This window comes from Kineosporia sp. R_H_3, assembly GCF_002198675.1.
In the GTDB taxonomy this organism is placed as follows: domain Bacteria; phylum Actinomycetota; class Actinomycetes; order Actinomycetales; family Kineosporiaceae; genus R-H-3.
The window spans coordinates 1-13,580 of the sequence record NZ_MWLL01000250.1 but is presented as its reverse complement, the minus strand read 5'-3'; the positions used below and the strand labels follow the sequence as shown (position 1 = coordinate 13,580).

The following is a 13,580-nucleotide window of genomic DNA, read 5'->3' as shown; positions in this document are numbered from 1 at the left end:
GCCCGGGGCCGCCGCGCCCCCGGGCCTCGGGCCGCGCGACGTCGTCCGCCGGGCCCCCGGTCTGCGGCTGCTCGGCCGCTACGAGGGCTCCGGGTACGTCGAGGACCGATTCCTGGCCGTCCGGTCCGACGGCCAGACCGTCATGCTCACCCCGCTGCTGCACGCCGTCCTCGAGTGCGCGGACGGCGACCACGGGGCCGACGACCTCGCCGCCGCGGTCGGTGACCGGCTCGGGCGGGCGGTCGGCCTGCCCGTGCTCTCCGCGCTCGTGCTCGGCCGGCTCGGCCCGGCCGGGCTCGTCGTCGTGGTGCCTCCCGGTGCCGCCGGCCCCGCCCAGCGCCCGCACCTCACCGTCGTCCCGGCCGTGGACCGCGCCGGGCTGCCCACGGCCGACCCGCTCCTCGCGACGACGCTGCGCCGTCCGCTCCTGCCGACGCCCGCGGTGGACGTCCTCGGCCGGCTGCTCGCGCCGCTGTTCGACCCGCGGGCGGTCGCCGGTGTGCTCGCGCTGTGGCTGTGCGGGTCGCTGTGGCTCTTCGACCCCGGCGGGCTGCTCGCCGGCGTCGGCAGCGCGTTCACGACGCCGGCCGGGGTGCTGTCGGTGCTCGGGCTGCTCCTCGCGAGCACCCTGTTCCACGAGCTCGGGCACGCCGCGGGCTGCGCGTACGGGGGCGCCCGGCCGGGTGCGATCGGGGCCGGCCTCTACCTGTGGGTCCCGGTCTTCTGGACCGACGTCACCGACGCCTACCGGCTCGACCGGGCGGGGCGGCTGCGGACCGACCTCGGCGGGGTGTACTTCAACGCCGTCTCGATCGTCGCGATGACCGGCCTGGCGCTGGTGACCGGCTGGGCGCCCGCGACCGCGGCCGCGCTGCTCACGCACGGGGTGATCCTCCAGCAGCTCCTGCCCGTCGTCCGGATGGACGGCTACTACCTGTTCGGCGACCTCACCGGGGTGCCGAACCCCTTCGCCTTCACCCGGGGCGTGCTGCGCGGGCTCGTGCCCGGTCGCGGCATGCCCGCCCAGGTGCGCGCGCTGCGACGCGGCGCCCGCGCCGCCGTCGTCGGCTGGGTCGTCGTCACGGTCCCCGTGCTCGGGGTCATGCTCGGCTGGCTCGTGCTCTCGCTGCCCTCGCTCGTGGGCTCGTCGTGGCAGCAGGGCCGGGTGTTCTGGGCCGACGCCACGGGTGCGCAGGGCCTCACCGCGGCCGCGCTCGCCTGGGTCTGCATCGTGCTCCTCGTCCTGCCGCTGCTCGGGCTCGCCGCGCTCCTCGCGCGGGTCGTGCAGCGCCTCCTTCGCGTCCTCGTGGCACGGGTCCACCGCCGCACCGAACACACCGAACAGCCCCACCGCACCGACCGCTTCGACCCCACGGACCCCGCCGCGGCGACCGCCGGCGGCGCGCCGACCCCCGGAGGACGGCCATGACCCGCTCGACGTCCATGAAGTCCACGTCCGCCCTGCTCGCCGCGCTGACCGCGGCCGTCCTCGGCGGGACGGCGCTCGCCGGGCCCGCGGTGACGGCCGCCCCCGCGGGCGGCGGGGGTCGCGGTGCGCTCGCGGCGGCGGCGCCGGCACTGCCGGCCTCGGGCGCCGTGCGCCGGGCCGACCGGGACGGCGACTCGCGGGAGGAGCGGGCCGAGCGGGCCGAGCAGCGCCGTCGCGACCGCTACCGGCACCGGACGGCGACCGTGCGCTCGCAGACGCAGGTCTCGGTGCACCGCGACGAACGGGAGCGCCGCCGCGCGACCTGGCGGCAGCGCCGGGTCACCGCGGGCGGCCTCGTCGCCCGCAACCGCGCGGACGCGCTCGCCGAGCACTGCACCGACTGCCACGCGGTGGCCGTCTCGGTGCAGGTCGTCGTCAACGGGCGCAACGCGGGCCGGGTCGACGTCGCGAACCTCGCCGACGCCGTGACCGTCGACTGCACCCGCTGCACGGCGACGGCGCTCGCCTACCAGTTCGTCGTGGTCGGCCCGGGCCGGCTCACCCTGACCCGGGAGGCCCGGGCGCGGCTGTCCGACCTGCGCCACGAGATGCGCGACGTGGCCCGGCACGCGCCCGTCGGTGCGGTGACGGCGAAGGAGGACGCGCTCGCGGCCGAGGTGGCCGACGTCCTGCGCGGCGGGATCGTCGACGCCGCCCGCCCGGACGGCGCGAGCACCCTGAGCACCCGGCGCAGCGGCGCGGACGGCGTCACGGTGCGGGTCCGCAGGGCGCACGACGGCTCCCGCGGCCGGTCCCGGTGACGGCCGGCCCCGGACCCGGGGTCGAGCCGCCGGACGACGAGCACCCGGACGTCCACGGGCTGCTCGTCGTCCGGGCCTGGCCGCAGGGGCCGGACGACGGCGTCCGGGCCCGGGTCTGGTCGACGCCGGACGTCGGGAGCACCCCGCCCGCCGTCCGGGTCGTCGGGTCGCGGGACGACGTCCTCCTCGTCGTCCGGGAGTGGCTCGCCGGGCTCGGCCCCGGCTGAGCACGGCCGGCCCGGTCCTGCTCCGTGCGGGAACACCGTGGGCATCCTGCGAGTTGAGCCTGACAGACTCAAGTTTGGTCAGTCCCGAGTTGACAGCCCTGCTGCCGCGGACCAACCTGAGTGCAGGCAACTCAACTCTGCGCGGGTCGCCCCGCGCTCGCCACACGGAAGAAGGACATCGGACATGGCACGAGCGGTCGGCATCGACCTCGGCACGACGAACTCCGTCGTCGCCGTCCTCGAGGGTGGGGAGCCCACCGTCATCGCGAACGCCGAGGGCGGGCGCACCACGCCGTCGGTCGTCGCGTTCGCCAAGAGCGGCGAGCCGCTCGTCGGCGAGGTCGCGAAGCGGCAGGCCGTCACGAACGTCGAGCGGACCATCCGCTCCGTCAAGCGGCACATCGGCACGGACTGGAACGTCGAGATCGACGGCAAGAAGTACGGCGCGCAGGAGATCTCGGCGCGCGTGCTCCAGAAGCTCAAGCGCGACGCGGAGGAGTACCTCGGCGAGAAGGTGACCGACGCGGTCATCACCGTCCCGGCGTACTTCAACGACGCGCAGCGGCAGGCGACCAAGGAGGCGGGCGAGATCGCCGGCCTCAACGTCCTGCGCATCATCAACGAGCCGACCGCGGCGGCCCTGGCCTACGGCCTGGACAAGGGCAAGGAGGACGAGCTCATCCTCGTCTTCGACCTCGGCGGCGGCACCTTCGACGTCTCGCTCCTCGAGGTCGGCAAGGACGAGGACGGCTTCTCGACGATCCAGGTCCGCGCGACGTCCGGCGACAACCACCTCGGTGGTGACGACTGGGACCAGCGCGTCATGGACCACCTCGTCAACGTCGTGAAGATGCAGGGCGGGCCCGACCTGTCCAAGGACAAGATCGCCATGCAGCGGCTCCGTGAGGCGGCCGAGCAGGCGAAGAAGGAGCTCTCGAGCTCCACGGCCACGACGATCTCCCTGCAGTACCTGTCGATGACCGAGAACGGCCCCGTCCACCTCGACGAGAAGCTCACCCGGGCGCAGTTCGAGAAGATGACGGCCGACCTGCTCGACCGGACGAAGGCGCCGTTCCGCGCGGTCATCAAGGACGCCGGCGTGAGCCTGTCCGAGATCGACCACATCGTGCTCGTCGGCGGCTCGACCCGGATGCCCGCCGTCGCGGACGTCGTCCGTGAGCTCACCGGCGGCAAGGAGCCGAACAAGGGCGTCAACCCGGACGAGGTCGTCGCCGTCGGCGCCGCCCTGCAGGCCGGCGTCCTCAAGGGCGAGCGCAAGGACGTCCTGCTCATCGACGTCACCCCCCTGAGCCTCGGCATCGAGACCAAGGGCGGGATCATGACCAAGCTCATCACCCGCAACACCGCGATCCCGACCAAGGCGTCCGAGGTCTTCACGACGGCCGACGACAACCAGCCGAGCGTCCTCATCCAGGTGTTCCAGGGCGAGCGCGAGCTGGCCCGCGACAACAAGCCGCTCGGCACGTTCGAGCTGACCGGCATCGCGCCCGCGCCCCGCGGCATCCCGCAGGTCGAGGTCACCTTCGACATCGACGCGAACGGCATCGTGCACGTCTCCGCGAAGGACCGCGGCACGGGCAAGGAGCAGTCGATGACGATCTCCGGCGGCTCGGCGCTGCCGAAGGACGAGATCGACCGGATGGTCCGCGAGGCCGAGGCGCACGCCGAGGAGGACCGCAAGCGTCGCGAGGAGGCGGAGGCCCGCAACTCGGCCGAGCAGCTCCTCTACTCGACGGAGAAGTTCGTCGCCGACAACAGCGACAAGCTCCCCGAGGACGGCAAGGCCGCGGTCCAGGCCGCGGTCGACGACCTGAAGAAGGCGCTGGACGGCGGCGACGTCGAGGACGTCAAGGCCAAGCACGAGGCCCTCGCGAAGGCGTCCCAGGAGCTCGGCTCCGCGCTCTACGCGCAGGCGGGCGACGCCGCGGGCGGCGCCGGCCCGACCGGTGCCTCCGACGGCGCCGGCTCGGCGAAGGCGGCGTCCGACGAGGACGTCGTGGACGCCGAGATCGTCGACGACGAGAAGTGATGCGCTGCGGGGGCGGGCGCCACGGAGCGCCCGTCCCCGCACGCACGTCTCGTCCCCCCACGACCATGAGGAGCTTGGCACTGTGAGCGACACCGAGAACGGCTCGGGCCCCGTCATCCGGGACCGCCGCCGGCTCGACCCGGAGACCGGGAAGGTCCGCGAGGCGTACGGCGTCACGGACGACGCCACGGACGGCGCGCAGCCCGGTGACCACGCCGAGGCCGACGAGGTGCTCGAGGGCGTCGTCCCCGACGCCGTCGCCGAGCCGGAGGACGGGGCCGCCGAGCCGGCGCCGTCCGCGGGTGACGCCGCGCTGGAGGCCCTCGCCGCGGAGCGGCTCGACGACCTGCAGCGGCTCCAGGCGGAGTTCGTCAACTACCGCCGCCGCGTCGAGCGCGACCGGGACGTCGCACGGGACACCGCGGTGGCGAGCGTCCTCGAGGCGCTCCTGCCGGTGCTCGACGACGTCCACCTGGCGCGCCAGCACGGCGACCTCGAGGGCGGCCCGTTCGCGGCGATCGCCGAGAAGCTCGAGAACGTCCTGGGCCGGTTCGGCCTGGCCCGCTACGGCGAGCCGGGCGAGACGTTCGACCCGGTCGTGCACGAGGCTCTCATCCACACCCAGGCCGAGCTCGCCGAGGGGACGACGGAGACCACCGTCGTCCAGATCCTCCAGCCCGGCTACCGGGCCGGGGACAGGGTGCTGCGCGCGGCGCGCGTGGCCGTGGCCGACCCGAGCTGACCGGCCGTTCCGGCCGTCAGGTTCGACACGACAGCGAAGGGAGGGGCGCCCATGGCGAGCCAGGACTGGTTCGAGAAGGACTTCTACGCCGTTCTGGGCGTGTCCGTCGACGCCTCCCAGGACGACGTGAAGAAGGCCTACCGCAAGCTCGCGCGCAAGCACCACCCGGACGCGAACGCGGGTGACACGGCCTCGGAGAAGAAGTTCAAGGAGGTCGGCGAGGCCTACGCGGTCCTGTCCGACCCCGAGCAGCGCAAGCAGTACGACGCGGTCCGGCAGATGGCCCGCGGCGGTGCCCGGTTCACCTCCGGCGGCCCGGGCGGCGGCGGCGCCGGCTTCGACGACGTCTTCAGCAACCTCTTCGGCGGCGGCGGGGGCGGCGGCAACGTCCGCTTCACGACGACCGGTGCACCCGGCGGCTCGGGCGCGAGCTTCGAGGACATCATGTCGATGTTCGGCGGGGCGGCCGGTCCGGGCGCCGGGGCCGGCACCGGCTTCCGCGCCCCGCGCGGGGCGCGCCGCGGCGAGGACCTCACCGCCGACGTCACGCTGACCTTCAAGCAGGCCGTCGAGGGCGCGCAGCTGAGCCTGCGCGTCGACGACCCGATGACCGGCGTGCGCACGGTGAACGCCCGCATCCCCGCGGGGGTGCGGGGCGGCCAGAAGGTGCGGCTGCGCGGCAAGGGCCGCCCCGGCGACCACGGCGGCGGTGACGGCGACCTCGTCGTCACGGTGCACGTCGAACCGCACTCGGTCTTCACCCTCGACGGTGACGACCTGCGCGTCACGGTGCCGGTGACGTTCCCCGAGGCGACCCTCGGCGCCCAGGTCGAGGTGCCGACGCTCGAGGGCCAGACGGTGCGGGTCAAGGTCCCGGCGGGCACCCCGTCGGGGCGCACGCTGCGCGTCAAGGGCCACGGCGTGAAGACGTCCAAGACGACGGGCGACCTGCTCGTCACCGTGCAGGTCGTCGTCCCGCAGCGGATCGACAGCTCCGCCCGGGAGGCGCTCGAGAAGTTCGCCGCGGCCACCGCCGGCGAGGACCCGCGCGCCGACCTCGTCGCCCGGGCCCGCCGGGACGTCCCGGGCGGCGGTCATGCCCGGTGACCGGCTGAGGTTCGACGCCGCCTTCGGCGGCGAGCGGCTGGGTGTCGAGGTCGAGCTGGACCTCGACGAGACGACACCCGTCTTCGTCATCTCGGTCGCGGCCCAGCTCGCAGGCATGCACCCGCAGACCCTGCGCCAGTACGACCGGATCGGGCTCGTCAGCCCCGGCCGCACCGCGGGCCGGGGCCGGCGCTACTCCGCGCGCGACGTCGCGATGCTCCGCGAGGTGCAGCGGCTCTCCCAGGAGGAGGGCGTCAACCTCGCCGGGATCAAGCGGATCCTCGAGCTGGAGCTGGAGAACGGCGCGCTCCGCGAGCAGGTCGGCCGGCTGCGCAGCGAGCTCGAGGACATGCACGTCCGGCTCGCGACGAGCCGGCGCGTCTTCGCCGCCGGCGCCTCCGGCGACATCGTCGCCGTCCGCCCGGGCCAGCGGCCCGACCGCTTCCCGTCGTCGTCCGGCGCGCTCGTCGTCTGGCGCCCGCAGCGCTGACGCGCGCGGTGCGGCCGGCGGCTCAGAGGTCGCCGTCGAGGAACTGCGCCCGGCCGAGCCCGAACGACCAGTCGGCCGTCGTGTTCTCGACGACCGACACCACGACGTCCGTCGGGGCGATCCCGCAGTCCCGCTCGAGCCGCTCGGCGAGCGCCGCGTAGAGGGCCCGCTTCTGGTCGACGGTGCGGCCCTGCTGGGTGACCTGGACGATGACGACGTCGTCGGTCCGCTCGAAGCCGAGCCCGGTGTCGAGGGCGATGATCCGCCCCGGCCGGTGCTCGTGGATCACCTGGTAGCGGTCTCGCCCGGGGGCGGCGAAGTGCTCGACCATGACCGCCTGCACGGTGTCTGCGAGCCGTCGCACCTCGTCGTCCGTGCGACCTTCGACGACGTCGATCCTCACGAGCGGCACGGTGCTCTCCTTGTCCGCCACCGGTCGGCTCCGGCGGCCCGGCCATCGTCGGCCCGGCGGCCCGGTGCCGCCCACCGACCCGTTCCCGCCTCCGCGGTCCCGGAGGGCGCCCCTGGCGCCCGGCCGCGCGTCGGAGCAGGATGATCACCCGGTCGGCGAGGGGGAGCATCGTGACGGGAACCGTCGGTACCGACGTCCGGGCCGTCCGCGGGCCGGCTGCCCGTCGGCCCTCGCGGGGCCTCCACGCCCTGCTCGTGATGGTGGTCGCCGTCGTCGGTGCCGCAGGCGGTGCCACGGCCTACGACGGCATCGGGTCTGCGGCCCGCGTGCAGACGTTCGCCGACGCGGTGGTCGTCGTCGCGGCGGCCGACGGAGCGCTGCGCGAGGAGGCCGGGGAGGCGCTCGTCCGTGCGGCCTCACGGGCAGCGGCGACCCCGGCGGACGGCGCCCGGTTCGCCGCGCTCGCCGCCGCGACCGACGCCGGGCGGGCGGCCGTCGCGCGCCTGGTCGGTGCCGGGCCCGGCGGCGGCTGGTCGGACGACGTCAGCGAGGCCCTCGCAGCATCCACCGACCTCGACGACACGCTCGTGAAGGCGCGCACGGAGGTCGTCTCGTCGCGGAGCGCGAGCTTCGCCGCGAACCACTACGGGCAGGTCGTCGCCGGCGAACGGGCCGTGCTCGACGCGCTGCTGCGGGACCTGGAGGGTGCGACGGACGACGCGGACGTCGTGCGCCCGGCGCGGGTGCTCGGCACGGTCGCGGACCTCGTGGCCGCGGCGGCGCGGGAGCGTGAGACGGGCAGCGCCCTGCTCGCGACGGCACCGGTCGTCGCCGGTGACCACGTCACCGGGGCCGGCCTCGCCGAGTACGTCGACACCGTCCGGCGCCAGGACGCCGCGGTCGCGGCGCTCGCCGGGCTCCGGCCGCGCCCGGCGGCGGTCGGCACCGCGACCGGGCCGGACCCTGCCGCGCTGGAAGCGGCCCGCGACGCCGTCCGACGGACCGCCACCGCGCTCGAGTCGTCACCCGAGGCGCGCTCGGCGGCCGTGCAGAGGTTCGCCGAGGTCACCGGGCAGCGCCTCGTCGCGCTCGACCAGGCGCTCGCCGCCGTGGCGGACGGGCTCCGGGCGGCGGCCGACGAAGGACGGGCGCGGGCGGTGCGCCGCGCGGCGGCGATCCTGGCCGGCACCGCGGCCGCCGCGGTGACGGCGGCCCTCGTCACCCGGGCGGTGACCCGTCGACGGACGGGCCGGTCCGGCGTCACACCGTGAGGACCGCCTCTCCGAGCGACTGCTCGACCGGTGCGCACGGCCGGCCGCGCGCGATCTCGACGAGCCCGGCGTCGAGCGCGTCGAGGTCGGCCGGGTCGGTCGAGCCGGCGACGTACGGGTCGTGCCGCCACGTCCGCAGGTTGATGACGTGCAGGGCGGCCATCCGGGCGGCGTCGGGGTGCCAGGCGACGACGGCGGAGTGCGCGACGGTCAGCCCGGCGGCCGTGCCGAGGGCGGCGAGCCGGTCGCCGATGTCGAGCGCCTGGCCGTGGTGGCGCTGCAGGTCCGCGACGAGGCCGTAGTAGCGGTGCAGCACCGGGTCCGCGCTGTCGAGGGCGGCGACCTCGTGGAGCACGAGCCGGCCGCCGTCCGCGAGCGCCCCGGCCCAGGTCCGCAGCGCCTCGACGGGGGCGGCCAGGTGGGTGAGCAGGAACCGGGCGTGGACGACGTCCGCCGGGTCGACCGGCAGCGGCGCCCGGGTGACGTCCGCCTCGACGTACGTCACGCCGTCCGTCACACCGTCCGCCACACCGTCCGCCAGGTCCCGCCGGGCCAGCGCGAGGAAGTCGGCCGACCGTTCGACGCCCGTCGTGCGGTCCGCGCCGGTCGCCGCGTGGAGCAGCCGCGTCGTGTGCCCGGGCCCGCACCCGAGGTCGACGGCGTGCCGGACCGGGCGGCCGGCGTCCGGCGGCACGCACCGGGCCAGCAGGTCACGGGTCGGCGGCTCGAAGAGGTCGGCCAGCAGCGCGAGCCGGTGGGCGGCGTCCGGGGTGGTGCCGAAGGTGTAGACGTCGGCGGCGCGTTCGTTCACCCCGGCATCCTCGCGCGCCAGGATGGTCCGGTGGAACCGCTCCGTCTGGCCGGCCGGGTCGTGCGCGGCCCGCTCCCGTTCGCACCGTGGACGGCGGCGGGCGGGCCGCCGGTCGTCCACGACGGCGACGGCGTCGAGACCCTCGCCGCCCCGACGGTCCTCCCGCTCGCGTGCCCGGCGTGCGAGGCGGCCGTCGTGCTCGACGTCGCGACCGTGCTGTCCGCCGAGGCCCTGCCGGCGCGGTCCGGCCAGGCGTGGGTCGACGGGCTCGTCGCTGCCTACGGGCTCGTCGTCCGCGGTGCGGGCGACTTCCGGGCCGTCGTCGACGACCTCGGCCTGCTCGCCTTCCCGGTCCGGTTGCGGTGCACCGCCTGCACGCGCCCGCTGCTCGCGGTGCTGGCGTACGGCGAGTTCCAGCCGATGCGCTGGGTGGCCACCTTCCACGGGCTGGCCGTGCTCGACGGCTGACCGGTCCGCGGCGCGGGCCGGACCCGGACGACGAACGTCCGGCGCGCGCATGCCCACCAGGTGCGCGCGCCGGACGGCTCCGGCTCGTCGTGCGGCGTGGATCAGCCGCCGGCGAGGATCTGGGCCAGGACGATCTTGACGATCATCGCGGCCGGGTAGACGAGGGCGTAGCCGAGGGCGACCCGGGTGTCGAACCCGGTGCGCTCGTTGGCGAACGCCAGGACGGCGGGCTGGGTCTGGACCCCGCCGAGGACACCGGAGAGCCGGGTCGGGTCGATCTTGTGGACCACGGTCCCGACGACGGCCAGCGCGACCGCCGTGAGCGAGGTGAGGACCAGGCCGAGGAGGCCGATCCGCCACCCGAGGCTCGACGTCACCGCGGCGGTGAACGAGCCGCCCGCACGGGTCCCGGCGTAGGCGAGGAAGGCGAGCATCCCGAACGTCGAGAGCGTGGACGCCGCGGGGTGCGCGAGCGACGTCACGAGCGGCCCGACCCGGCCGAGGCGGCCGAAGACCAGCCCGACGAGCAGCGTGCCGCCGGCGGCACCGATGGCGAAGCCGCCGCCGGGCAGCGGGATGTGCGCCGTCCCGATGAGGACGCCGAGCGACAGGCCCAGGGCGAGCCCGACCGGGTTGATGTCCGACAGGCCGCGCTCGGAGTCGCCGAGGAACGACGAGACCTCCTTCATCCGCTTCACGGGCGCGATGACCCGCAGCCGGTCGCCCGGCAGGAGGATGAGGTCGTCGGCGGCGACCATGTCGACGTCGCCGCGGCGGACCCGGGTGATGGCCGCCCCGAACTTGTCGCCGAGCTCCAGGTCCTCGACCGTGCGACCCGCGAGCTCCTTGCGGGACAACGTGATCCGCCGGAAGTCGAGGTCGCGGCGGTCGGCCTGCAGCACGTGCGACGAGCGGTGGCCGAGCTCGCGGGCGACGGCGTCCACGACGTCGCGGGGCCCGACGACGGTGACGAGGTCCCCCTCGCGGAGGGTCTCGTCGTCCTCGGCGACGAGCAGCACGTGGTCAGTGTGCGGCTCGCCGTGCATGACGCGGGAGAAGACGACCTCGCCGCCACGCCGGTCGACGACCTCGGCGACGGTCGGCTCGTCGGTGCGCTCGACGCGGATCGTCAGGTTCGTCAGTCCGCGGGCCTGGCTGCCGCCGACGCGGCGGCGCAGGACGGTCGCGGCCGCGACGAGCATCCCGACGACGCCGAACAGGTAGGCGATCGAGTAGCCGACGGTCGTCGCGGCCGCGTCGCCGGAGCGCTCGGTCGCGGCGGCCAGTGCCGGCGTGTTCGTCAGGGCGCCGGCGAAGGTGCCGGCGATCGTCGGGAACGGCAGGCCGAGCACGTTGCCGAGGACGGCCGCGACCCCGGCGACGCCGCCGAGCGTCGCGGTGACGGTGACGATGGGCCGCCAGCCGCCGCGCAGCGCGGCGAAGAAGGTCGGGCCGCCGATGATCCCGATCGTGTACGTGAACAGGACGAGCCCGAGGGTCCCCACGACCTCGGGCACGGTGAGCTTGACGTCGTTGGCCGTGGCGACGGCCGAGACGGCGATCGCGGTGAAGAGCACGGCGGCCGGGCCGATCGCGACGTCCGCGATGCGGACTGCGCCCAGCGCGGAGCCGATGCAGAAGAGACCGAAGAGCAGCACCAGGGGCTGCTCGCCGAGGAAGAGCAAAATGTCGTGCACGGTGGACCCACTTCGCTGTGCCAGGCCGGGGTGGCCCGGTCCGGGTACCAGGGTCCCAGCATCTGAAAGCGTTTACGGTCGCCGAAGGTCCCGGTGGTGTCAGATCGCCCTGCGCAGCACCGGGATCCGCAGGATCACCCACGTCAGCGCGAGCGAGCCGGCGACGGTGAGGGTGAGGTGCGCCGCCGTGACGCCGACCCACAGCGGCCAGTCCTGCGGGGCGGGCCACAGCCGGCGCAGCGGGTAGAAGAAGAGCGGGTGCACGAGGTAGACGCCGAACGTCAGGGCCGACAGGGCCGCCGTCCGCCGGCCGGGTGCCCACCGCGTGCCGGGCGGGTGCCGCAGCCCCCAGGCCCGCAGCAGCACGTAGGCCGACAGCGACATGACGACGACGGTCGGGGACAGGTAGCCGTAGAGGTAGCGGCCCGGGTTCCCCCAGCCCACGAAGGCGGCACTGGCGGCGACGAGCCCCGCGGTGGCGACGACCGACCCGGCGAACGCCGCCGCCGCGCCCCGGACGGCACGGGAGGACAGCGGGACGTCCCGCAGCAGCCAGCCGAGGGTGAAGTACCCGGCGTACGGCAGGAACCGGGTCGCCGCCGACGCGCCGCCGACGTCGAGGAACGACGACAGCACCTGGTCGAGGGCGCCGAGCCCGAGGAGCACCCCGCCGAACGCCGCCTGCATCCGGTGCGTCGCGTGCCGGACGACGAGCCGCAGGAACGGGGTGAGCAGGTAGAGCACGACGAGCACGTAGAGGAAGTAGAGCTGCAGGAAGGGCGTGCCGGCGGCGACGTCACGGGCCGCCTGGCCGGCGTCCAGGTCGTCGCCGAGGTAGAACGACCGGAAGGCGAGGTACACGGCGGTCCAGACGACGAGCGGGACGCCGATCCGGGCCAGCCGCCGGCGGTAGAAGTCGCGCGGCCGGTCGGTGCGCCGGGGGTCGAGGAGCAGCGCGCCGCTCACCATGAGGAAGACCGGCACGCACCAGCGCGAGGCCGAGTCGAGGATGTTCGCCGTCCACCAGGCGGCGGTCGCCGGGTCGCCGGCGTCCCGGCTGCCGACCTCGCCGCTCGTCTCGTGGACGACGACGACGGCGAGGATCGCGAGCACCCGGGCGAGGTCGAACCAGCCCGTCGGCTCGTGCGCGGCGGCCTCGAGGACGAGCGGCTCGGCGCGCGGGTCCGGCTCGTCGCTCGTCATGTCACCCGGATATCCCGTCGGTGGGCCGCGCGCGCGTCGAGCGGGCCCGGGCCGGGGGTGCTCCGGTCAGGGGGTGACGGACGCCGTGAGGTCGGCGGACCCGGACACGACGAGGCACAGGACGGTCCGCGAGCCCTCCGCCCAGTCGGCCGCCGTCGGCGGGATCCCGCTGAGCGGCATCGTCGTGGCGGACTCGACGAGGGCGGTCGGCGCCTGGAGCCGGCAGCCCTCCTCGCTGCTCGTGACGAGTGCCGCCGGGCCGGGGTAGGCCGCGCCGTCCGCGTAGGTGTCGGAGAGGTCGACCTCGCCGAACGCCTGCGCCTGGTGCGGGTTCGTGCAGTCGACGGCGACGACGTCCGGGTCGGCGTCGGCCGTGAGCGTCGTGGCGTCCCAGGCGAGCAGGCAGTCGCCCTGCTCGACCTCGGCGCCGCTCTTCGTCAGGCCGTCCTGGGCCGCGACGGCCGCCGGGTCGCCGGCGGTGTCGCCCGACGGCGACGTGAGCTGCTGGCCGAGGAACACGGCGAAGACGAGGACGGCGACGACCGCGACGGTCCACAGCCCGCTGAGCGCGAGGCCGGTCAGGGCGAGGCGGCGGCCGCCGACGCCGGGGCGCTTGGTCCGCACCAGGCCGGCGATGCCGAGCGGCACCGAGACGGGGACGAGCCCCACGATGCCGGTGACCAGCGCGGCCACGGCGATCTTGGACGTGCGCTCCGCGGGGCGGGTCTCCTGCTCGGGGAGGAGGACGAGCCCGGGCAGACCTTCGGTCGAACCGTCCATCGGGCCGAACACCCTCTCGCTCACGGAAGTCGCCCCTTCGCCCCACGGTTCACGGGGGCGGGGTGGGCCGGG

The 13,580-nt window shown here is 75.4% G+C and carries 14 protein-coding genes; 9 read left to right on the top strand and 5 right to left on the bottom strand.

Going from position 1 to position 13,580, the window contains the following annotated elements; all coding sequences use genetic code 11:
• From ECOMGDLI_RS35085 to ECOMGDLI_RS36520, 7 genes are all read left to right on the top strand, one after another.
• On the top strand, nucleotides 1–1,429 hold a 1,429-nt coding region (locus ECOMGDLI_RS35085; RefSeq protein WP_088320870.1), incomplete at its 5' end, for a hypothetical protein.
• Complete coding sequence (locus ECOMGDLI_RS32010) at nucleotides 1,426–2,250, top strand: hypothetical protein (protein WP_088320869.1); 825 nt, start codon at nucleotides 1,426–1,428, stop codon at nucleotides 2,248–2,250. The genes ECOMGDLI_RS35085 and ECOMGDLI_RS32010, both read left to right, overlap by 4 nt.
• On the top strand, nucleotides 2,247–2,477 hold the full coding sequence (locus ECOMGDLI_RS32005) for a hypothetical protein (protein WP_088320868.1): 231 nt from the start codon (nucleotides 2,247–2,249) through the stop codon (nucleotides 2,475–2,477). The genes ECOMGDLI_RS32010 and ECOMGDLI_RS32005 overlap by 4 nt, the downstream gene beginning before the upstream one ends.
• Before the next feature lie 184 nt (nucleotides 2,478–2,661).
• The gene (dnaK, locus tag ECOMGDLI_RS32000; RefSeq protein ID WP_088320867.1) at nucleotides 2,662–4,527 is read left to right on the top strand and encodes a molecular chaperone DnaK; all 1,866 of its coding nucleotides are present in this window, start codon (nucleotides 2,662–2,664) and stop codon (nucleotides 4,525–4,527) included.
• Nucleotides 4,528–4,609: 82 nt separating this feature from the next.
• Entirely contained in the window at nucleotides 4,610–5,269 is a 660-nt protein-coding gene (grpE, locus tag ECOMGDLI_RS31995) for a nucleotide exchange factor GrpE (RefSeq protein WP_088320866.1), read from the top strand.
• A 51-nt stretch (nucleotides 5,270–5,320) separates the two neighbouring features.
• Nucleotides 5,321–6,376 carry a DnaJ C-terminal domain-containing protein gene (locus tag ECOMGDLI_RS31990; protein ID WP_088320865.1) on the top strand — a complete coding sequence of 352 codons (1,056 nt, stop codon included), beginning with the start codon at nucleotides 5,321–5,323 and terminating at the stop codon, nucleotides 6,374–6,376.
• A gap of 115 nt (nucleotides 6,377–6,491) precedes the next feature.
• Nucleotides 6,492–6,866, top strand: a complete 375-nt coding sequence (locus ECOMGDLI_RS36520; protein WP_369812816.1) for a heat shock protein transcriptional repressor HspR — start codon at nucleotides 6,492–6,494, stop codon at nucleotides 6,864–6,866.
• A 22-nt stretch (nucleotides 6,867–6,888) separates the two neighbouring features.
• On the opposite strand, the gene ECOMGDLI_RS31980 is transcribed toward ECOMGDLI_RS36520, so the two are convergent.
• Nucleotides 6,889–7,278, bottom strand: coding sequence for a tautomerase family protein (locus tag ECOMGDLI_RS31980; RefSeq protein WP_088320871.1), 390 nt, complete (start codon nucleotides 7,276–7,278; stop codon nucleotides 6,889–6,891).
• A gap of 170 nt (nucleotides 7,279–7,448) precedes the next feature.
• Here ECOMGDLI_RS31980 and ECOMGDLI_RS31975 point away from each other — a divergent pair, with 170 nt between their 5' ends.
• A complete protein-coding gene (locus ECOMGDLI_RS31975; RefSeq protein WP_088320863.1) occupies nucleotides 7,449–8,549 on the top strand; it encodes a hypothetical protein in 1,101 nt (366 codons plus the stop codon).
• Here ECOMGDLI_RS31975 and ECOMGDLI_RS36515 read toward each other — a convergent pair.
• Nucleotides 8,539–9,360 (bottom strand): trans-aconitate 2-methyltransferase, encoded by an 822-nt coding sequence (locus ECOMGDLI_RS36515; RefSeq protein WP_158221238.1) that lies wholly within the window; start codon nucleotides 9,358–9,360, stop codon nucleotides 8,539–8,541. The two genes, ECOMGDLI_RS31975 and ECOMGDLI_RS36515, sit on opposite strands and share 11 nt — an antisense overlap.
• A 30-nt stretch (nucleotides 9,361–9,390) precedes the next feature.
• Here ECOMGDLI_RS36515 and ECOMGDLI_RS35075 point away from each other — a divergent pair, with 30 nt between their 5' ends.
• A complete protein-coding gene (locus ECOMGDLI_RS35075) occupies nucleotides 9,391–9,828 on the top strand; it encodes a hypothetical protein (protein WP_158221237.1) in 438 nt (145 codons plus the stop codon).
• A 101-nt stretch (nucleotides 9,829–9,929) separates the two neighbouring features.
• On the opposite strand, the gene ECOMGDLI_RS31965 is transcribed toward ECOMGDLI_RS35075, so the two are convergent.
• From ECOMGDLI_RS31965 to ECOMGDLI_RS31955, 3 genes are all read right to left on the bottom strand, one after another.
• Nucleotides 9,930–11,525 carry an aspartate:alanine exchanger family transporter gene (locus ECOMGDLI_RS31965; protein ID WP_088320861.1) on the bottom strand — a complete coding sequence of 532 codons (1,596 nt, stop codon included), beginning with the start codon at nucleotides 11,523–11,525 and terminating at the stop codon, nucleotides 9,930–9,932.
• A 99-nt stretch (nucleotides 11,526–11,624) separates the two neighbouring features.
• On the bottom strand, nucleotides 11,625–12,728 hold the full coding sequence (locus tag ECOMGDLI_RS31960; RefSeq protein WP_088320860.1) for an acyltransferase: 1,104 nt from the start codon (nucleotides 12,726–12,728) through the stop codon (nucleotides 11,625–11,627).
• A gap of 66 nt (nucleotides 12,729–12,794) precedes the next feature.
• The gene (locus tag ECOMGDLI_RS31955; RefSeq protein WP_143448059.1) at nucleotides 12,795–13,532 is read right to left on the bottom strand and encodes a DUF4190 domain-containing protein; all 738 of its coding nucleotides are present in this window, start codon (nucleotides 13,530–13,532) and stop codon (nucleotides 12,795–12,797) included.
• Nucleotides 13,533–13,580: the final 48 nt, after the last annotated feature.

Coding starts and splice junctions, on each gene's coding strand:
- ECOMGDLI_RS32010 (WP_088320869.1), top strand. CDS start 1,426: ATGACCCGCTCGACGTCCATGAAGTCCACGTCCGCCCTGCTCGCCGCG.
- dnaK (WP_088320867.1), top strand. CDS start 2,662: ATGGCACGAGCGGTCGGCATCGACCTCGGCACGACGAACTCCGTCGTC.
- ECOMGDLI_RS31990 (WP_088320865.1), top strand. CDS start 5,321: ATGGCGAGCCAGGACTGGTTCGAGAAGGACTTCTACGCCGTTCTGGGC.
- ECOMGDLI_RS36520 (WP_369812816.1), top strand. CDS start 6,492: ATGCACCCGCAGACCCTGCGCCAGTACGACCGGATCGGGCTCGTCAGC.
- ECOMGDLI_RS31960 (WP_088320860.1), bottom strand. CDS start 12,728: ATGACGAGCGACGAGCCGGACCCGCGCGCCGAGCCGCTCGTCCTCGAG.